This is a genomic window from Methylobacter sp. (genome assembly GCF_023227905.1).
Lineage (GTDB): Bacteria > Pseudomonadota > Gammaproteobacteria > Methylococcales > Methylomonadaceae > Methylobacter_A.
In genome coordinates this window covers 110,749-129,506 of sequence record NZ_JALOCF010000005.1, presented here as the reverse complement: position 1 = coordinate 129,506, position 18,758 = coordinate 110,749, and the positions used below count along the sequence as shown (strand labels likewise).

The window sequence follows — 18,758 nt, the reverse complement described above, 5'->3', positions numbered from 1 at the left end:
CCATACGAAAAATAATCAATGACTTGTTGTTTAATCTTTCGTCCCAATGATATATAAACTTTAACTTAATTTTATGTTGTGAGTGTATGAATAAATATACCGGAATTATTGCTACTTTATTGATAGGCCTTTCCTTAACTTTTGGCGTGATGTCGGACGCGGATGCCAAGCGTTTCGGCGGCGGCAGCTCCTTTGGCGGCAGGTCTTCCTACAGCACGCCGTACCAACGCTCTGTAACCCCGCCCGCCCGCCCGGCCCAGCAGCAGGCAGCTACGCCAACCCAGGCGCCGAATCCCGCCATGCCTAACCGCAGCGGTTTAATGGGCATGCTGGGCGGTTTGGCGTTGGGGGGATTATTAGGTTCGCTATTTGCCGGCGGCGGCTTTCACGGCGTTAACTTTATGGATTTCCTTGTTTTTGGCGGGATTGCCTTCTTACTTTACAAGTTATTCGCTGCGAAAAAAGCGAGGTCGGCGCAACAGCCTGTCTATAACCGGACAGCGGATAACAACTATCAGGAGTCGCAATCAAACCAGACTGATCCGGCCGGTTTTAATACGGATATTCTGTTCGGCAACAAAAACAATACCGGCTCATCCGAGCCATTGAGTCAACCCGTACAACAGAACGCTAACTTTGGTACTGCGGCGGCCGTTCCGGCTGATTTTGACCAAAAGGCCTTTCTGGACGGCGCCAAGATAGCGTTTACCAATCTGCAAAAAGCCTGGGATGATCGCGATCTTGCCGAAATCAGGGGTTTGACAACGGATAAAGTATTTGCCGATATTCAGGATCAGCTCAAAGCCTTGACTATCGAAAACCGCACCGAAGTACTTAAGCTGGAAGCGGAACTACTGGAAGTCAGGGAAGTCGGTTCGGAACTTGAAGCCGTGGTGCTGTTCGATTCCATCATGCGTGAAGACAGCAACGCCCAGGCTGCGCAAGTCCGGGAAGTCTGGCATTTTATTAAACCGAAAGTCAGCATCCAGCCCAAATGGTATCTGGATGGCATTCAGCAATTAGCAGAGTAATTCGGTTTCACTGCAAAGTCCGTAGATTGATTGGGTTGCGGAAATTGCAACCCAATCAATTGGAAAGTTAAAAATTTTGATTCTCCTCGCCCTACCCTCTCCGTCAGGAGAGGGAGTTTTGAGCTTCGCACCGAATAGTTACAAAATTACTTCTTTTCTTCGGGCGCTTTTTGACCTTCTTGATGTTTCTTTTGCCATTTTTCGTGGCGTTGTTTTTTCATTTCATCCATTTTTGTGATTTGTTCTTTGGTAAGAACTTCCTGTAGACGTGCTTGGGTTTCTTCATGGATGGCTTTGAGTTTTTCATGCTGTTCTTTGAAGATGACTTCCACTTTGCTTTTTTGCTCGGCGTTTAAATCCAGCGTTTTGGCCATACGTTCGACTCTGTGGCCATGATGACCCTCAAAATCGCCTTTGTCGCCGGAAGCTGCGGCAACGGTTAAAGGAAGGGCTAAAGCCAGTGCGATGGTTATGATTTTTTTGTTCATGATTGCTCTCATTGGTTAGGGGTTGCAGAACAGTGATTTTCTGTTCTTGGAGCTTACTTTAACGATGAAAAGCGCAAACAATTTGAAGACAATGTGCAAACATTGTGAAACTTTCAATCACCGACTTTATCCTGTGGATCGTAGCGATAGCCTGCGCCATAAACCGAATGAACCAGTTCCTGGCCCGGCAATATATCGGCCAGTTTTTTCCTCAGTTTTTTGATGTGGCTGTCGATGGTCCGGTCAGAAACTATGCGTTGATCCTGATAAATCAGGTCCATTAATTTTGAACGGGAAAAGATGCGTCCGGGTTGCTGATACAGGACCTGCAGCAGTTGAAATTCGACCAGGGTTAATTCGGCTTCGCGTCCCTCGGCAGATACCCGGAAACTGTGGGGGTCCAGCTTCAATTTCAAGGCGCCGACCGCCGCATCGACTGTTTGTGTTTGCAATCGCCGCAGCACGGCTTTAACGCGCGCGACCATTTCGCGAGGGCTGAACGGCTTGCAAATATAGTCGTCGGCTCCCAGTTCCAGGCCAAGCAGGCGATCTATTTCTTCAATACGCGCCGTTACCATGATAATCGGCACGGCACTGAAACTTCTAAGTTCACGGCAAATATCCAGGCCGTCGCGGCCGGGCAACATTAAATCCAGTAATATCAAATCGGTGTGATTGGCTTTAAGCCACGGCAACACTTCCAAGCCATTGCTCAAGCAATCGGTGCCAAAACCGGCATTTTGCAGGTAATCCGCTTGCAGGCGGGCCAGTTTTAACTCATCTTCTACAATCAGGATATGGCTCATGAGCTAATCGGTAATTCAATGCGGATGGTCAGCCCTTGCAAAGGCGATGGTTGCGCTTGTATCGTGCCGTCATGCGCTTCGACAATATTAGTGCATATCGCCAAACCCAGACCGGCACCGCCATGATGGCGGTTGCGCGAGCTTTCCACGCGATAAAAACGGTCGAACAATTTGGGAAGTTCGTGTTCGGGTACGCCCGGTTCGCTGTCGGAAAAATCGAGCACCAGTTTATCGCCCATCCGAAAAACAGTAATGTCCAGCTCGCCGTTGCTGTCGGTGTAGTTATTGCTGTTGTTAAGCAGGTTTCGGTAAAGCTGGGATAAGCGGTCCGGATCGGCGTAAATACTGACCGGGCCGGTCAAGTGATTCGTCAATTTAATAGCAATTTGTTTGCTTTGAAATTCCGGTTTTAACGCCGCCAGATTTTCTTTTAATATGGCTACCGGATCAACGTGAACTTTGCGATAACTTAACGCGCCTTGATCGGACAAGGATAATTGATAAAGATCTTCCGTTAAGCGATTAAGCCGCATCACATCGCCGAACAGGGAATCGATTGCATCGCGGGTCAAGGGCCTTATGCCGTCCTGCAAGGCTTCCAGTTCGCCGCGCAATACGGCTAAAGGCGTGCGTAGTTCATGGGAAATATCCGCCACCCAGCGCCGCCTTGCCTGTTCCGACTGTTCCAGGGCGGCGGCCATATCGTTAAAGTCACGCGCCAACTCTCCCAGCTCATCTTTAGACTCGACCGGCAGGCGAAGATCATAACGCCCCACCGCAAGCGCCTTGGCCGCTGTGGTAATGCGCTTGAGCGGCCGTCCCAATATGTAAGCCAGTAACAAGGCAAGGGCGGCGGACAAAACAATCATTAACAGGGCAATCCAGATAAAGGATTCGGACTGGCGTTCCATAAAGCGGATTTCGCTGTCCTGATTGACGGCCTTGCCGGGCAGGAGTCCAAGAAAACCGACAGTTTTTTCTTGATAAAGGATAGGTTGCAGGGATAATTGTGGCAAAGCGTCTTGACGCCCGAAAATAATCGTCTTATCGGCGTTCAACAGCATCGCGCGCATTTCAAGAGGGAGGAAATGCTTTTTAGGATGCGGCTCAGGCAATGCCGGCGGCCAACTATTATCGGTTTCCCTTCGCGCTTGCATAAGCCATACGGGCGGCCGGTGAGATCGGTGAGGATTGGATTGCCACAATAAATCAATCCATTTTCGCTTATCGCCGGCCAAACCGCTCCAGCCCTGGTTGGTTGCATAGTATTCGCCAAGCTCTTCAACCAGGTTGCTGACTTGTTCCTGCTGCCGTGTTTCGATAAATTCATTGAAACCCCGGTTTAAAGACCAGCGCATGAAAATATACATCCCTAAAACGACAAGAAGCGTTGTCAGCAGGAAAGTTAAAAATAACTTGGCTCGAATTGTTTTATGCATGGCTATACCCACCTAACAGATAGCGTATTATTATCAATAAATGTGCAAGAATTATGAAGATAAGGCTGGAAGGCGGGGTATTTATATAGTTGAGACAGACCGTCTCTGGAGTTGTGCCGGGCAGTTTTGGCGAAGCTTTTATCACGAAGTCCGGCTTTAGCCGGACTTCGTGTTTTTTGTGGTTGAAGCTGAAGATCAGACTGCCTGCTTCTTTCTGTAACGGATAGACGAAATCACCGATAGCGCTATCAGTAAAGCTCCCGTCAAGCCAGTGATAACCTCAGGGATATGATGGGTTATGCTGACTAGCATAATGCCCGCCAGCACGCCAATGGCGTAATGGGCGCCATGCTCCAGAAACACATATTCATCCAGCGTGCCTTTCCGCACCAGATAGACCGTCAGGCTTCGCACAAACATCGCGCCGATAGCCAAACCCAGCATAATAATGACCACATCCTGAGTAATCGCAAACGCGCCAATCACGCCGTCGAATGAAAACGACGCATCCAGCACTTCAAGATAAATGAAGCTCATCAGGCCGCTCTTTTTAAGCACGGCAACCACTTCTTCGCCCTCTTCTTCAGACTCAAACAAAGTCGCCAAACTGTCCACGATCACATATAAAATGACGCCTGTGATGCCGGCAACCAGTACGTCCAACCGGATTTCCTCAGGCAGGTAGTTTTGGATGATTAACAGCGGTCCTAAGGCCATGATGATTCCAATCGCTTCAAGCTTGCCGAACGAGGACATTTTTCTTTCTATATAACCCAGCCAGTGCAGTTCCCTGGTTTCGTCAAAAATGAACGAATAAAACACCATCAGCAGGAACATGCCGCCAAAAGCCGCAATTTGAACATGCGACTCTTCTAAATGCCTGGCATAAGTCGCGGTGTCTTTTAACGCCATCTCGGTGACGCCCATAAAGTCGATGCCGGTAGCCGCCGATACAATGACGATGGGAAACAGCAAGCGCATACCGAAAACGGCAATCAAAATTCCCCAGGTCAAAAAGTACTTCTGCCAACGGTCATCCATGCGCTTTAAAATTGATGCGTTAACAACCGCATTGTCAAATGATAGACTGACTTCGAGGACACCCAGAATAGCGGCGATAAAAACCCCCATTATTCCTCCCCAATAAAATGCTGCTCCCAAACAGACTGCGGTGACGAAAAAAGAAAGACGAAAATGTTGCATATAATACTCTCTAAAGGTTAGTTATTTTTTATCAGGGAACTATAGGGGTATTTGATTTAAAATCAATATTTATAAAAGTCCGGGCGATGCTTTGCCAATAATGCTTTTCGATAATCTCCCGCGTTACTTTTAAAATTCGTAATCATTAAATTACAACCATACTCCCGGTACCAAAATGCTAGAATTACAAGTTTTAACACACTGATGCCTATGTCTTTGTTCCGGTTGGCTGGTTTATTATATCTGGCACTTTGTTCACCACCTTTATTGGCGGAACTTGCACAGCCTGTCGAACAGGTCTCGTTGCAACTCAAGTGGTTACATTCATTCCAGTTCGCCGGCTATTATGCGGCCAAGGAAAAAGGTTTTTACGCCGAAGAAAACCTGGACGTCACTATCCGTGAACGTATTTCCGGCATCAACAACATTGAGCAAGTTCTAAAAGACGAATCTCAATACGGCGTAGCCGATACCGGCCTGCTGGAACAACGGCTTGTCGGCAAGCCGGTAGTGGTTCTGGCTTCTATTTTTCAACACAGCCCGCTGGTCTATCTCACCTTAAAGAACTCCGGCATAGTCAGCCCTTACGAGCTTAAGGGCAAACGGGTCATGGAGGATCCTTACGACAATGCGCCGCTGCTTACCATGCTTTATGAAGCAGGCGTTTCTACCGGTGAATTTACTCATTTGGGCAACTCCTTCAACCCCGATGACCTGATCAAAGGCAAAACGGATGCGATGGTCGGTTACCTGACCGACCAGATTGATTATTTCAAAAAGAAAGGCGTCGAAATCAACATCATCAATCCCCGCAACTACGGCGTGGATTTCTTGAGCGATAACCTGTTCACCACGGAACAGGAAATAAGCCGACACCCGGACAGGGTTCGGCGTTTCCTTCGCGCTTCACTCAAAGGCTGGGATTATGCGCTCAAACATCAGGACGAACTGATCGGAATCATTCTCAGCAAGTACAATCCCAACAATCGGCTATCTGCCGATCACTTGCGCTTTGAGGCTCAGGAAACGGTAAAGATGATTTTACCGGAGACGGTTCCAATCGGTCATTCCGACATCAAGCGCTTTCAACGCATTGCCGATACTTATCGGCAACTGGGCCTGATAACGTCAACGGATCACCTGAATGGCTTTGTTTACGGACAGGCAAACTCCGGCCTCGTTAATTTCACCCCGGAGGAGCAGGCCTGGCTGCAAGCGCATCCGGTTATTCGCGTAGGTGTTGACCGGGATTTTGCGCCGTACGAATGGATCGATGCCAAAGGCAATTATGTCGGCCTGAGCGCGGAATATATTGCTTTGATTGAGCAACGGCTAGGCGTAAAGCTTGAGGTAATAAAGGATAAACCCTGGGCTGAAATACTGAAGATGGCGCAGCAGGGAAAATTGGATATGCTGTCCAATGCCAATAAAACGCCTGAGCGCCAGCAGTATTTAATTTTCACGGAACCCTATCTGCAAACCCCTGCCATCATTATCAGCGATAACAGCAGCGGATTTATCAGTTCGCTGAACCGGCTCAACGGAAAGCAGGTGACGCTGGAAAAAGGCTACTTCATGCAGGAACTGCTCATGCGTGACCATCCTGAAATAAAGCTGGTTCTCGCCGAGAATATTCACGATGCGCTGGCTATGGTCAGTAGCGACAAAGTGGATGCCTATATCGGCGATGCCGCTTCGGCACACTATGCGATTAAAAAGGGAGGCATGCTGAATCTCAGTTTTTCCGGCGATACCAATTACAAAAATTACCACAGTATGGCCGCCACCAAGGCTAATCCTGAACTGGCCAGCCTGCTTGCCAAATCGCTGGCCAGCATTCCTCAATCTGAAAAAGACGCCATCCAGAACCGCTGGATGAGTCTGAAATACGAACCCGGTGTAAAAACCGAAACCGTTCTGTTCTATTCAGCAGCGGCATTATTGCTGCTGGCTTTTATTGTCTCCTGGAATATGCGTTTACGGCGCGAAATCAGCAGGCGAAAACAGATTGAAGAAGAACAGCGCATGGCCGCCAGCGTTTTTGAAAATACCCAGGAAGGCATCCTGATTACCGATGCCAAGCGCAATATTATCGATATGAACCCGGCATTCAGCAGCATAACGGGATATTCGCGAGACGAGGTGTTGGGCAAAAAGCCAAGTTTGCTTAAGTCGGGCCTTCACGATACCAATTTTTATGAAAACATGTGGCAAACAATCGACCGGCAAGGCTACTGGCGTGGCGAAGTTTGGAACCGCAGGAAAGGCGGGGAAATCTTTGCCGAATGGCTGACCATTTCCGCGGTTGCCGATCAGCAGGGTAAAATAACGCATTACATCGGCACATCTTCTGATATCACCCAGCTTAAAGCGCAAGAACGCAAGCTGGAGCTGATGGCTCACTACGATCCTCTTACCGGGGTGCCCAACCGTATTCTATTTGCGGATCACATGCATCTTGCCTTCGCCCAAACCAAACGCGATAACTGTTTAATGGCGGTAGGCTATCTTGACCTGGACGGCTTTAAACCGGTCAACGATCGGCTGGGCCATGAAGCGGGCGACCAGCTGCTGATAGAAATTGCCCTGCGCATTAAAAACTCGCTGCGCGAAGGCGATACTATCGCCCGTTTAGGTGGAGATGAATTTGTGTTTTTATTGCTGGGACTGCACAAAGTTGAAGACTGCGAAGCCACCTTGCATCGTTTGCTGGAAGTCATCAGAAGGCCTGTTATCTTGAAAAACCAGACAGTCTCGGTATCCGCCAGTATCGGCATTAGTATTTTTCCCGAAGATAACACCGACCCGGACACGCTGTTACGGCACGCCGACCAGGCCATGTATCAGGCCAAACAGGAGGGCAAAAACTGCTTTCATATTTACAACCTGGAGCTGGACCGTCAGCTTCATTCGCATCGCGAGACGCTAAACCGTATTGAACAGGCACTTGAAAACGAGGAATTCGAACTGTTCTTCCAGCCCAAAGTCGACATGCAGCGAGGCATAGTGTTGGGAGCGGAAGCATTGATACGCTGGCGGCACCCTGAACGCGGCCTGGTCATGCCCTGCGAGTTTTTGCCGCTGCTTGAAAATCACGACATTGTAGCCCGGCTCGATGCCTGGGTTATCGACAAGGCATTGCAACATATGCATCACTGGCAAAGTTTGGGCTTACAACTCAAAATCAGCGTCAATATTACCGCCCGATCGCTGCAATCGGACGATTTTGTGCTGCAACTCTATTTTGCATTTGAACGTCACCCCTCCATCAAACCGGCTCATTTTGAACTGGAGATACTGGAAACCCAGTCGTTAATTGACTTATCGCTGACATCCCAGGTTATTAAAGACTGCCAAAAACTGGGCGTACAGTTTGCGCTGGATGATTTCGGGACCGGCTATTCATCGCTGAGCTACCTCAAACATCTGCCGGCGGAAACGCTTAAAATCGACCAGACTTTCGTGCGCAATATGCTGGAAGATGAAGATGATTTAGCCATCGTGCAAGGCGTTATCGGTTTGGCTGAATCTTTCCGGCGGGAAGTCATTGCCGAGGGCGTGGAATCGATCGAGCACGGCATCGCCCTTTTGCATATGGGCTGTCACCAGGCGCAAGGCTACGGCATTGCCAAACCCATGCCGGCCTCTGAGCTTGCCGCTTGGGTACAGGATTGGGAAGACCCGGCAGAATGGAAAATATCCCATCGACAGCATGAACCTCAAATATAATCCGTTCCCACTATTACTCGGCGCCAGCCTTTATAACCCACCGACATGACTTATTCCGAAGACTTTTTCAATCTGGCCAATCAACTGATTGATGCCGGTCAATTTATCGACAGCAAAGGCTGGGTACCTGCAACCAGCGGCAATTTTTCCGCACGGCTGCCTGACGGCAACATTGCGATTACCGTTTCCGGCAAGCACAAGGGCCGCTTGCAGTTGGACGATATCATGCTGATTGACGCCGATGCCAACTCCCTGGACGGCAAAAAACCGTCGGCGGAAACGCTGCTGCATACCACACTATATAAGCGTTTTCCGGAAGTTCAGTCGGTACTGCACCCGCATTCGATTAATGCCACGTTGTGTTCGCGGCTTTTCAAATCCGAAATCGCCTTGGAAGACTACGAGCTGTTAAAGGCCCTGGCCGGCATTGATACCCACGAAAGCCGGGTTGTGATACCCATTTTTGCCAACGACCAGAATATCCTCCGCCTGGCCGGGCAAGTGGAACAGTATATGGACCAACACGGCGCCATTTACGCTTACATCATTGCCGGACACGGGCTTTATACCTGGGGCGGCTCGGTACAGGAAACATTGCGCCACCTTGAGGCGCTGGAATTTTTATTTGATTGTGAATTAAGACTGCACGGAGCCAGAAGACTATGAGCGCTTTAACCGTTTATCCCGAAAACCAACCACAGTCAGGTGTCGCTTACACTGACTTTAATGCAATACACCGGCATCTGGACCAGATCGGCGTGCAGTTCGAACGCTGGACAGCCAACTGCGAACTGGCCGCCGACGCCGACCAGGATACCGTGATCGCCGCCTACAGCGATTCGATCGAGCGCCTGAGACAGCAATACGGTTTTCAATCCGTTGATGTGATCAGCTTGAATCCGGACCATCCGGACAAGGCCGCATTCCGGCAGAAATTTCTATCCGAACACGTCCATGCCGATTTTGAAGTGCGCTTTTTCATCGAAGGCCGCGGCCTGTTTTACCTGCATGTCGACGGTAAAGTGTATGCCGTGTTGTGCGAGCAAGGCGATTTGATCAGCGTGCCGGCCAACACCACGCACTGGTTCGACATGGGCGAGAACCCCAAATTTAAATGCATACGCTTGTTTACCACGCCGGAAGGCTGGGTCGCCGATTTTACCGGCAGCGACATATCCAAATCTTTCCCAACCCTTGATCAATACGTTACAGGCTTAGCATGATTAAAGCCATCGTCACCGACATCGAAGGCACGACCTCGTCGATCCTGTTTGTGAAGGATGTGCTGTTTCCCTATGCGCGGGCTAATCTGCCCGACTATGTCCGTTGTCATGAGCGCGACCCGCAAGTAAAACCACTGCTGGACGATGTTTGCAAGGAAGTCGGTTCGGAACTGTCGCTTGAGCAAATCATCGCTCAACTGATCCAGTGGATAGACGAAGACAAAAAAGTCACGCCCCTAAAATCCCTGCAAGGTCTGATCTGGGAAGCCGGTTACCGGCAGGGCGACTTCAAAGGCCATTTGTATGCCGACGCCGCAGAAAAGCTCAAGTCATGGAAAGCCCACGGGCTGGATTTGTATGTTTACTCTTCCGGCTCGGTCTACGCGCAAAAACTGCTGTTCGGGCATACCGAATACGGCGATTTGACGCCGCTGTTTTCCGGCTACTTCGATACCCATATCGGCGGTAAGAGAGAACAACAATCGTATGACAATATCGCCAAACAGCTGGACATGCCAGCCAACCAGCTGTTGTTTTTATCGGATATTAAAGAAGAACTGGATGCCGCCAAAGCCGCGGGTTTTGAGACCATTTGGCTAGTCCGGGACGGTACGCCCGACCCGCAAGCCGAACATCGGCAGGTAAATAATTTTAATCAAATCGATGTAGGCCGGAATACCCACAGGGGGCACAAGTAAGCCGGTTTGAGCGGCAGCGAGAACCGGTGTTGCCTACATGGATGTAGGTAAGGAGCGTGAGCATGGAGCGGAAGCTTTTCCGGCAGACCTTCTAGGTTTTAAAAACCTGGAAGGTCTAACTCGCGTAACGTGCGGATCAGACAATCCTGTTCCATCTTATGCCCAGCGGATGCCGGTAAAGCGAATACCTCAGTCTCCGAACGCCATAATTGAGAGACCAGCGGCCGAGCTTTATCCACTGCGCCGCTGGTCCAGAAACATTCCGTGCCCGCCTCGCCCTTATCTGCCAACAAATGGCCCGCTTCCAGCCGATGGCGAAGTTGCCGTGCTACGGCGGCGGCGGAATCTATCACAGCTACCCCGGGGCCTGCTATCTGCTGTATCAGCGGCGCCAGGAACGGATAATGCGTGCAACCCAGCACCAGCGTGTCAGCGCCCCGCTCCAGCAACGGCAGTACATACCGTTCCAGCAATAGCCGGGTTTTGTCGCCCGACAGATCCCCCGTTTCCACCTGCTCAACCAAACCGGGACACGATTGGCCCAATATTTCGGCGTCCTCGCCGTAGCGCGCAAACAGCTTCACAAAATTATCACTAGCCAAAGTCCGGCTGGTCGCCAGCACGCCGATAACGCCTGACCGGGTGTTCGCAACCGCAGGCTTTACCGCAGGTTCCATCGCAATAATCGGCATGGAAAATCTTGAACGCAATGTCGTTATCGCAGCGCCCGTTGCCGTATTACAGGCAACGACGATGGCCTTGGCATTCCGGCTTATCAAAAACTCGGTAATCGCAATCGACCGTTCCTCGATAAATTGCTGGGATTTATCACCGTACGGCGCATGGGCCGAATCGGCTACATACAACAGGTCTTCACTTGGCAATGCGCTACGAATTTCACGCAGGACGGATAACCCGCCAACGCCTGAATCGAAAACACCAATGGGATTTGCGGCATTCATGTTTTGCAGCTTTACTGGGCAGTAAGGGGCATTTTTACACCGGAGATGCCCGGAACCGGCGACAACAACTTTTGCATGACTTAATAGAAAAACCAGAATCTATCTTACAAACCAAACAACTCGCGCATCTTCTGCCCAGGGCTTTCCGCGCGCATGAACGCTTCGCCAACCAGGAAAGTATAGATGTCGTTATCCAGCATCAGTTGCACGTCTTCATGAGTATGAATGCCGCTTTCAGTGATGATCAAACGATCTTCGGGAACTTGCGCTTTTAAATCCAGCGTCGTCTGCAATGAGGTTTCAAAGGTGCGCAGGTTGCGGTTGTTGATACCGATCAGTTTGGTATCCAACGTTAAGGCTCGTTGCAGTTCTTCGGCATTATGGACTTCCACCAGCACGTCCATGCCCAGTTTGGTGGCGATATCCGATAGCTCGTGCATCTGGCCGTCTTCCAACGCGGCAACGATCAGCAATATGCAGTCTGCGCCCAATGCGCGGGCTTCATAAATTTGGTAAGGGTCGATCATGAAGTCTTTGCGCAGCACCGGCAGCGGACAGCGTTCCCTGACCATTTGCAGGTAAACTTCCGAACCCTGAAAAAATTCCTTATCGGTCAATACCGACAAACAGGCCGCGCCATTCATCGCGTAATCCTGGCCGATAGCGATCGGTTGAAAAAATTCCCTGATTACGCCTTTGCTGGGCGAGGCTTTTTTGATTTCGGCAATAATGGCCGGCTTTTTTGCCAATACCTTGCTTTGCAGGGCGTTATAAAAGCCCCGAGGGCTTTCTACGGTTCCGGCAATTTCTTCCAGATTGGCGATGCTCATGCCTAATCTTCGTCTGGCAACCTCTTCGGCTTTTTTATCGAGGATTTTTTTTAAGATGTCTGGCGTTTCGGTCATGGCTATTAGTCTTTGTTATAAGTTTTTTGAATAAGCAATCAACGCGTCGAATTTGGCTTTTGCCGCGCCGCTGGCGATCAGCTGCCCGGCTTTTTCTATGCCTGCGTTTAAAGAGTCGGTGATATTGGCCGCATAAATGGCCGCCCCTGCATTGAGCGCCACGATATCTCTTGCCGCTCCGGCTTTATTGTCCAGCACCGATTTTACCATCACCAGGCTGGAAGCGGCACCATCAATAGCCAATTCATCCAGACTGGCCCGCGTAAAACCGAATTGTTCCGGCGTAATCGTATAGCGGGTGACTTCGCCATTTTTAAGCTCGGCAATGGTTGAGGGCGATGCAATGCTGATTTCATCAAGCCCGTCGTCGGCATTGACGACCAGCACATGCTGGCTGCCGAGTTTTTTCAACGCCTGCGCCAGCGGTTCCAGCCACTGCTTGGCGAATACGCCGATCAGCTGGTTCGGCGCTCCGGCGGGGTTGGATAACGGGCCTAACAGGTTGAACAGGGTTCTGACACCCATTTCCTTGCGGGCGTTGCTGGTGTATTTCATCGCGCCGTGATGTTTGGGCGCAAATAAAAAGCCGACGCCGATGTCATGGACGCAATGCGCGACCTGCTCGGCATTCAAATCCAGATTGACCCCGGCGGCTTCCAGCAAATCGGCGCTGCCGCAGCTGCTCGATACGGAACGATTGCCGTGTTTGGCGACCTGCCCGCCGGCGGCGGCCACGACAAAAGCGCAGGTCGTGGAGATGTTAAAGGTGTTCGCGCCGTCGCCGCCGGTGCCGCAAGTGTCGATGACATGATCGCCTTGAACCGGAACTTTAGTCGCCAATTCGCGCATCACTTCCGCGGCGGCGGCGATTTCGTCGATGGTTTCGCCTTTGCAGCGTAGCGCGATCAAAAAACCGCCGATTTGCGCGTCGGTGGCATTACCGCTCATGATAAAATGCATCACCTCGCGCATTTCATCGGAACTGAGGTTTTGCTTGTTCAGCAGGGCTTGCAGGGCTTGTTGTATTTGCATGTTTTTGTTTGAGTAAATTATGTTTCACCACGAAGACACGAAGGACACGAAGTTTTTATTTTAATTTTCTTCGTGCTCTCGGCAACCGCTCCCTGCGTCGCTTAGAGCGCCTACTTTTGGTGCTCTACCTCCTGCATCCATGCAGTCGTTCGTGCCTTCGTGGTGAATTTATTATTAAATAAGTTAGCGCAACGCATCCTGCAAACGCTGATAAATGCCGCCGAAGCTGCCGTTGCTCATCAACACAAAATGCCCGCCGTAACGCGCTTCGAATTTAAGCTTGGAGATGATGTCATCCAGCGATGAGCAGATTTCGATATTACCCGCGTATCTTTTCAGTTCGCTTAAATCCCAGCCTAATGCTTCCGGCTGGTAGATGATGGCTAGATCGGCATTATCTAAAGATTCCGCCAGCGTTTGGGTATGCACCCCAAGGCGCATGGTGTTTGAGCGCGGCTCGACGATGGCGATGATACGCTCTTGACCGACCTGTTTGCGCAAGCCGTCCAGCGTCGTTTGTATCGCGGTCGGATGATGGGCGAAGTCGTCATAGACTGTCACGCCGTTGATGCTGGCGATCACTTCCATGCGCCGCTTGACGTTTTTGAATTGCCCCAGCGCAGCTATCGCATCCTTGGGCAGGATACCGATGTGCTTTGCGGCGACTATCGCAGACAGCGCGTTGTAAACGTTATGCTGACCGGTTAACGACCATTCGACACAACCTTGCACTTGATTGTCCATTACCACGTCGAACTTGCTGCCGTCGCTGTTGATCAGTTGGGCGTTCCACTGGGCATTGGCATTAATCGATGTCTTGGCGACCGGCGTCCAGCAACCCATCGCCAAGACGTCATTGATATTGGCATCGCCTTCGGGACTGATGATCAGGCCTTCGCCGGGCACTGTCCTGACCAGATGATGGAACTGCTTTTTGATTGCATCGAGGTCCGGGAAAATATCGGCATGGTCGTATTCAAGATTGTTCAGGATGGCGGTTCTGGGGCGGTAGTGGACAAACTTTGAGCGCTTGTCGAAAAACGCGGAATCGTATTCATCGGCTTCGATGACAAAAAAATCGGACTCGCCGAGCCGCGCCGAGATGCCGAAATTTAGCGGGATGCCGCCGATTAAAAAGCCCGGATTAAAACCCTGGTGCTCAAGTATCCAGCTCAACATGCTGGTGGTCGTGGTTTTGCCGTGGGTTCCGGCAACGCCCAGCACCCATTTGTCCTGTAACACATGCTCGGCCAGCCACTGCGGGCCGGATACATATCTCAGCCCTTTATTAAGCACCGCCTCGACTTCAGGATTGCCGCGCGACAGGGCATTGCCGATAATGACCAGATCGGGTTTACTGTCCAGGTTTTCAGCCCGATAACCTTCCATCAATGTGATGCCTTGCTGCTCCAGTTGCGTGCTCATCGGCGGATAAACATTCTGGTCGGAACCGCTGACCTGATGCCCCAACTGCCGCGCAATGACGGCAAGCCCGCCCATGAATGTTCCGCAAATACCTAAGATATGAATGTGCAATGTTTTGTCCTGAGTAAAATTATTTTTTGGCTGCCGGTTTTGCGCCAGGCTTTTCTTCCGGTTTTCCACCCGCGCCATCTTTAGCGGTTGCTTCTTCTATCGGCACTTCCGCCTCTTCTTTGGCCCCGGCTTTTTCCAGTATTTTAATGATGTTTTCGTGAGCATTCTTTTTGGCTCTGGCCATGACCGTCACATTTTGCTTGTCCAGCGCATTGACATCGGCTCCGGCTGCAATCAGTAAATTCACGATCTCTTCATTGCCGAAAACCAGCGCATCCATCAATGCAGTTGTTCCCGAATTATCGGCAAGGCTGACATCGGCTCCGTACGCCAACAAGGATTTAACAATCTGTACATTGCCGCTAAAACTTGCGGCCATCAATGCGGTGCGACCGCTGGCTGTTTTGCCATTAGCATCAATCCCTTGCGCCAGCAAAGCGTCTGTTCTCTCAAGTTTGCCCATCATGGCCGCCGCAAACAAATCTTTGATGTCTTCTGCATGAGCCGCTTGGGGCAAGGCCAGCAACAGGATTAAAAAGCAGTCTTTGTATTTCATGCTGAATAGATGCTTGCGTTTAATGAAAAGTTACGATCAAATGATCATATATAACCTAATATGATCCAATAATGAACGAAAAAAACAAAATATTAGTTGAAGCCACTCCTTTTTTTATAGAGGCGCAATCCGTCCCCGATGAGGATCGCTATGTCTTCGCCTACACTATTACTATCACCAACGTAGGCGAAATACCGGCGAAGCTGCTTCAGCGCCATTGGCTGATTACCGATTCCAACGGCAAGATCCAGGAAGTCAGGGGCGACGGGGTTATCGGCGAGCATCCCTATCTTAAGCCCGGCGAATCGTTTCGTTATACCAGCGGCGCCATGATAGAAACACCGGTCGGCACCATGCAGGGCAACTATACGATGCATTCGGATGACGGCGATGAATTCCGTGCGGATATTCCCAGATTCACCCTGTCCATCCCAAGAACCCTGCATTAAGCATGTCTATTTATGCTATCGGCGATATTCAAGGTTGCTTTGACGAGTTATTACAACTTCTTGATACCATCTCTTTTAATGAGCACACCGATCAACTGTGGTTCGCCGGGGACCTGGTCAACCGCGGCCCCAAATCTTTAGAAACCCTCCGCTTCATCAAATCATTGGGAGATTCAGCCGTCACGGTGCTGGGCAATCATGATTTGCATTTATTGGCCGCATCTTGCGCGCCTAAAATAGCCCATAAAAAAGATTCGCTGCTGCCGATACTGGAAGCGCCGGACAGTGATGAGTTAATCGATTGGCTGAGGCATCGGCCGCTGTTTCATTTTAATGAGGACTTCTGCCTGATTCATGCCGGCCTGCCGCCGCAATGGGATTTTAAAAAAACAAAAAAAATGGCCTTGCTGGCGGAACAGGCTTTACAAGGCCCTAAATATGAGGCGTTTTTAAAACAAATGTACGGCAACAAGCCCAATATCTGGTCGTCCGACTTGAAAAGGGTCGATAAATTGCGCTTTATCATCAATTGCTTCACCCGGATGCGTTATTGCGATGTTAACGGTCGGCTGGATTTTGTTCATAGCGGGCCTATAGGTTCCCAGCCTAAAAGCCTTATGCCGTGGTTCGATGTCCCCAAACGCAAAAGCGCAGATATGCGCATTATTTTCGGCCATTGGTCCGCCTTGGGATATTACGAGGGGCCGAACTGCTATGCCATTGATACCGGCTGTCTTTGGGGCGGGCAATTGACCGCATTAAAGCTGGGGGAACAGGTACAGCGTTTTAGCATTGATTGTCCCGAAGCTAAAAAACCGCGTAAAAATAATCTGGCTGTCACCGGCTAAAAAAGACCACCATAATGAGCAACAATCGTTCGGAGCTCATCCACCGCTTGTGGGACGAACTGGCCGATTTCGATGCTTCCCGCCCCGACGAAGCCTTATTCCAATTTATGGAAAGCCTGTGCTTATTGGTAGGGGCATGGGATGCCTCTTGGATGGGCGCAGTACGCATGGACACTTCATTTCCCGACGATCCGATCAAAGGCTGGCGGCCGCATGTTGTCCGCCACCTGCATCCCGCATCGCAGATTGATACTGCCGTACAGGAGCAGACGGAAAAACTGGAACGAGGCGATGTCGACGAAAGTACCATCCGCAACCTGGACGGCGCGGGCAGCTTCCGTGCGAATCGCTTGCGGGACTTGGTAGGCCCCGAGTGGTTCGAAGGGGCTTATTACCGGCGTTATTACCGGGACGTCGGCACAGCAGATGCTCTCTGGGTGGCTTCTCCGGTCAACCGGGATGCCGAATCCTGGTTCGGCATCTTTCGCAGTGAGGATCAACCGCCTTTCAGCGAATCCGAGCGGGACGAAATCGCCAATATCCTGCGCAGCATCAAATGGTTCCAGAAGCAACTGATGCTTTCCCACGGCTTGATGCTTGCCAAAGTCCCGCTGACGCCGACCGAACGGAAAGTTCTTCATCTGCTGCTGGCCGGACTTCCCGAAAAACTGATTGCAGACCAATTGGAGCGCAGTTATCACACCGTTCATGAACATGTCAGCTCCATCTATCGCAAATTCGGCGTTAGCCACAGAGCCGCGCTGATGGCCCTGTGGCTCGGCCTGCCGCCGTAGCGTCCCCCTTTGTTTAAAAAGTTCAACAGCAACCATTGCAAATGAATGAGTAAGAAACCATGACCCCCGCAATATATGAAAAAATACATCGCATTTGGGATGAACTGTCGGACTTCGAGGCCAGCCAATCCGACCAGGCCGTCTCCCTTCTGATGAAATCGCTGTGCAATCTGGCCAACGCCTGGAATGCCACCTGGGGCGGCGCGGTGCGCATGGATGGCGAGCATGATAACGATCCGCTGCAAGGGTGGCGTGTCTCCGCCATGATACAACTGCATCCCATTGTCCCCGATCCGGATCAAGGCCCCTTCAAGGAAATCCTGCAACTTTGGGACCGGCGGGAAATCGACCCTTCCTTTCTTCTCCCCATGCGAAGCGTCGGCACGTTCAGAACCTACTCGTTCCGCAGGGAGTTGTCGCCGGAATGGTTTGAGTCGCCTTTCTACAGGTATCATTACGGCTCCGTCGGTACCTGCGATGCCGTCTTTATCGGATTCCCTCTCAACCAGGACGCCGAATCCCACTTCGGTTTCTATTCCCGAAAGACGTTCACCGACGAAGAAGTCGAACTGCTCTCCTACGCGCTGCGCGGCATTAAATGGTTCCATCGCCAACGTATGCTCTCGCACGGATTGTTGGCGGCCGCGACTCCCCTGACGCCGACCGAGCGGCGGGTGTTGCATCTGCTGTTGACCGGTCTTCCCGAAAAACAGATCGCGGAACAACTGGAGCGCAGTTATCACACCATCCACGAATACGTCAGCGCTGTTTTCCGTAAATTCGGCGTGAGCAACCGTGCAGCGCTGATGGCGCTGTGGCTGGGGCAATCGTCCTAACTGATTCCGCGAAAACCACGAGAAACACGAAAAATAGAACACCAATGACACAGAACCGACGGATCAGCACGCCCTACCCGATAAATATTATTTAACGGGGGTTAATGGCATTTAATATTACGTTTTTGTCCAACCTGAACACCATAGTTTTATAGGCTCTAACGGCTATCAATATGCGTACCGCAAACAGCTCAAACTTGGTTACACCCCCTAATTAGGGGGG

Annotated in this window: 18 protein-coding genes; 9 read left to right on the top strand and 9 right to left on the bottom strand. The window is 50.7% G+C overall.

Annotation, left to right across the window (positions count from 1 at the left end):
- The first annotated feature begins 86 nt into the window (after nucleotides 1–86).
- Complete coding sequence (locus M0R47_RS03645; RefSeq protein WP_292550449.1) at nucleotides 87–1,031, top strand: TIM44-like domain-containing protein; 945 nt, start codon at nucleotides 87–89, stop codon at nucleotides 1,029–1,031.
- Between the two features lie 146 nt (nucleotides 1,032–1,177).
- Here the strand turns inward: M0R47_RS03645 and M0R47_RS03640 are convergent, their stop codons facing one another.
- From M0R47_RS03640 to M0R47_RS03625, 4 genes are all read right to left on the bottom strand, one after another.
- Nucleotides 1,178–1,519: a hypothetical protein gene (locus M0R47_RS03640; RefSeq protein ID WP_292550446.1), complete on the bottom strand. Its 342-nt coding sequence runs from the start codon at nucleotides 1,517–1,519 to the stop codon at nucleotides 1,178–1,180.
- 113 nt (nucleotides 1,520–1,632) lie between these two features.
- Nucleotides 1,633–2,325: a response regulator gene (locus M0R47_RS03635; protein ID WP_292550443.1), complete on the bottom strand. Its 693-nt coding sequence runs from the start codon at nucleotides 2,323–2,325 to the stop codon at nucleotides 1,633–1,635.
- Nucleotides 2,322–3,764 (bottom strand): ATP-binding protein, encoded by a 1,443-nt coding sequence (locus M0R47_RS03630; RefSeq protein ID WP_292550441.1) that lies wholly within the window; start codon nucleotides 3,762–3,764, stop codon nucleotides 2,322–2,324. The genes M0R47_RS03635 and M0R47_RS03630 overlap by 4 nt, the downstream gene beginning before the upstream one ends.
- Before the next feature lie 195 nt (nucleotides 3,765–3,959).
- Nucleotides 3,960–4,967: a DUF475 domain-containing protein gene (locus tag M0R47_RS03625; RefSeq protein ID WP_292550439.1), complete on the bottom strand. Its 1,008-nt coding sequence runs from the start codon at nucleotides 4,965–4,967 to the stop codon at nucleotides 3,960–3,962.
- Between the two features lie 225 nt (nucleotides 4,968–5,192).
- On the opposite strand from M0R47_RS03625, the gene M0R47_RS03620 reads away from it, so the two are divergent.
- The 4 genes from M0R47_RS03620 to mtnC are packed head-to-tail and all read left to right on the top strand — an operon-like array spanning nucleotide 5,193 to nucleotide 10,617.
- Entirely contained in the window at nucleotides 5,193–8,696 is a 3,504-nt protein-coding gene (locus M0R47_RS03620; RefSeq protein ID WP_292550436.1) for an EAL domain-containing protein, read from the top strand.
- A gap of 45 nt (nucleotides 8,697–8,741) precedes the next feature.
- Nucleotides 8,742–9,362, top strand: a complete 621-nt coding sequence (locus M0R47_RS03615; protein ID WP_292550433.1) for a methylthioribulose 1-phosphate dehydratase — start codon at nucleotides 8,742–8,744, stop codon at nucleotides 9,360–9,362.
- Nucleotides 9,359–9,919: a cupin domain-containing protein gene (locus tag M0R47_RS03610; RefSeq protein ID WP_292550429.1), complete on the top strand. Its 561-nt coding sequence runs from the start codon at nucleotides 9,359–9,361 to the stop codon at nucleotides 9,917–9,919. The genes M0R47_RS03615 and M0R47_RS03610 overlap by 4 nt, the downstream gene beginning before the upstream one ends.
- Nucleotides 9,916–10,617 (top strand): acireductone synthase, encoded by a 702-nt coding sequence (mtnC, locus tag M0R47_RS03605; protein WP_292550427.1) that lies wholly within the window; start codon nucleotides 9,916–9,918, stop codon nucleotides 10,615–10,617. The genes M0R47_RS03610 and mtnC overlap by 4 nt, the downstream gene beginning before the upstream one ends.
- A 98-nt stretch (nucleotides 10,618–10,715) precedes the next feature.
- On the opposite strand, the gene murI is transcribed toward mtnC, so the two are convergent.
- From murI to M0R47_RS03580, 5 genes are all read right to left on the bottom strand, one after another.
- Nucleotides 10,716–11,579, bottom strand: coding sequence for a glutamate racemase (gene murI, locus M0R47_RS03600; RefSeq protein ID WP_292550424.1), 864 nt, complete (start codon nucleotides 11,577–11,579; stop codon nucleotides 10,716–10,718).
- A gap of 104 nt (nucleotides 11,580–11,683) precedes the next feature.
- The gene (trpC, locus tag M0R47_RS03595; protein ID WP_292550421.1) at nucleotides 11,684–12,484 is read right to left on the bottom strand and encodes an indole-3-glycerol phosphate synthase TrpC; all 801 of its coding nucleotides are present in this window, start codon (nucleotides 12,482–12,484) and stop codon (nucleotides 11,684–11,686) included.
- Nucleotides 12,485–12,499: 15 nt separating this feature from the next.
- Complete coding sequence (gene trpD, locus M0R47_RS03590) at nucleotides 12,500–13,516, bottom strand: anthranilate phosphoribosyltransferase (protein ID WP_292550418.1); 1,017 nt, start codon at nucleotides 13,514–13,516, stop codon at nucleotides 12,500–12,502.
- A gap of 183 nt (nucleotides 13,517–13,699) precedes the next feature.
- Nucleotides 13,700–15,052 (bottom strand): UDP-N-acetylmuramate:L-alanyl-gamma-D-glutamyl-meso-diaminopimelate ligase, encoded by a 1,353-nt coding sequence (mpl, locus tag M0R47_RS03585; protein ID WP_292550507.1) that lies wholly within the window; start codon nucleotides 15,050–15,052, stop codon nucleotides 13,700–13,702.
- A 19-nt stretch (nucleotides 15,053–15,071) separates the two neighbouring features.
- Nucleotides 15,072–15,608, bottom strand: coding sequence for an ankyrin repeat domain-containing protein (locus tag M0R47_RS03580; RefSeq protein WP_292550415.1), 537 nt, complete (start codon nucleotides 15,606–15,608; stop codon nucleotides 15,072–15,074).
- 71 nt (nucleotides 15,609–15,679) lie between these two features.
- Here M0R47_RS03580 and apaG point away from each other — a divergent pair, with 71 nt between their 5' ends.
- From apaG to M0R47_RS03560, 4 genes are read left to right on the top strand one after another with little or no spacing between them, the layout of a single operon-like run.
- A complete protein-coding gene (gene apaG, locus M0R47_RS03575; protein WP_292550412.1) occupies nucleotides 15,680–16,057 on the top strand; it encodes a Co2+/Mg2+ efflux protein ApaG in 378 nt (125 codons plus the stop codon).
- A 2-nt stretch (nucleotides 16,058–16,059) separates the two neighbouring features.
- The gene (locus M0R47_RS03570) at nucleotides 16,060–16,905 is read left to right on the top strand and encodes a symmetrical bis(5'-nucleosyl)-tetraphosphatase (protein WP_292550409.1); all 846 of its coding nucleotides are present in this window, start codon (nucleotides 16,060–16,062) and stop codon (nucleotides 16,903–16,905) included.
- Nucleotides 16,906–16,919: 14 nt separating this feature from the next.
- Entirely contained in the window at nucleotides 16,920–17,699 is a 780-nt protein-coding gene (locus M0R47_RS03565) for a helix-turn-helix transcriptional regulator (RefSeq protein WP_292550405.1), read from the top strand.
- 59 nt (nucleotides 17,700–17,758) lie between these two features.
- Nucleotides 17,759–18,535 (top strand): helix-turn-helix transcriptional regulator, encoded by a 777-nt coding sequence (locus M0R47_RS03560; protein WP_292550402.1) that lies wholly within the window; start codon nucleotides 17,759–17,761, stop codon nucleotides 18,533–18,535.
- Nucleotides 18,536–18,758 lie beyond the last annotated feature (223 nt).

Coding starts and splice junctions, on each gene's coding strand:
- M0R47_RS03645 (WP_292550449.1), top strand. CDS start 87: ATGAATAAATATACCGGAATTATTGCTACTTTATTGATAGGCCTTTCC.
- M0R47_RS03640 (WP_292550446.1), bottom strand. CDS start 1,519: ATGAACAAAAAAATCATAACCATCGCACTGGCTTTAGCCCTTCCTTTA.
- M0R47_RS03635 (WP_292550443.1), bottom strand. CDS start 2,325: ATGAGCCATATCCTGATTGTAGAAGATGAGTTAAAACTGGCCCGCCTG.
- M0R47_RS03630 (WP_292550441.1), bottom strand. CDS start 3,764: ATGCATAAAACAATTCGAGCCAAGTTATTTTTAACTTTCCTGCTGACA.
- M0R47_RS03625 (WP_292550439.1), bottom strand. CDS start 4,967: ATGCAACATTTTCGTCTTTCTTTTTTCGTCACCGCAGTCTGTTTGGGA.
- M0R47_RS03615 (WP_292550433.1), top strand. CDS start 8,742: ATGACTTATTCCGAAGACTTTTTCAATCTGGCCAATCAACTGATTGAT.
- M0R47_RS03610 (WP_292550429.1), top strand. CDS start 9,359: ATGAGCGCTTTAACCGTTTATCCCGAAAACCAACCACAGTCAGGTGTC.
- mtnC (WP_292550427.1), top strand. CDS start 9,916: ATGATTAAAGCCATCGTCACCGACATCGAAGGCACGACCTCGTCGATC.
- murI (WP_292550424.1), bottom strand. CDS start 11,579: ATGAATGCCGCAAATCCCATTGGTGTTTTCGATTCAGGCGTTGGCGGG.
- trpC (WP_292550421.1), bottom strand. CDS start 12,484: ATGACCGAAACGCCAGACATCTTAAAAAAAATCCTCGATAAAAAAGCC.
- trpD (WP_292550418.1), bottom strand. CDS start 13,516: ATGCAAATACAACAAGCCCTGCAAGCCCTGCTGAACAAGCAAAACCTC.
- M0R47_RS03580 (WP_292550415.1), bottom strand. CDS start 15,608: ATGAAATACAAAGACTGCTTTTTAATCCTGTTGCTGGCCTTGCCCCAA.
- apaG (WP_292550412.1), top strand. CDS start 15,680: ATGAACGAAAAAAACAAAATATTAGTTGAAGCCACTCCTTTTTTTATA.
- M0R47_RS03570 (WP_292550409.1), top strand. CDS start 16,060: ATGTCTATTTATGCTATCGGCGATATTCAAGGTTGCTTTGACGAGTTA.
- M0R47_RS03565 (WP_292550405.1), top strand. CDS start 16,920: ATGAGCAACAATCGTTCGGAGCTCATCCACCGCTTGTGGGACGAACTG.
- M0R47_RS03560 (WP_292550402.1), top strand. CDS start 17,759: ATGACCCCCGCAATATATGAAAAAATACATCGCATTTGGGATGAACTG.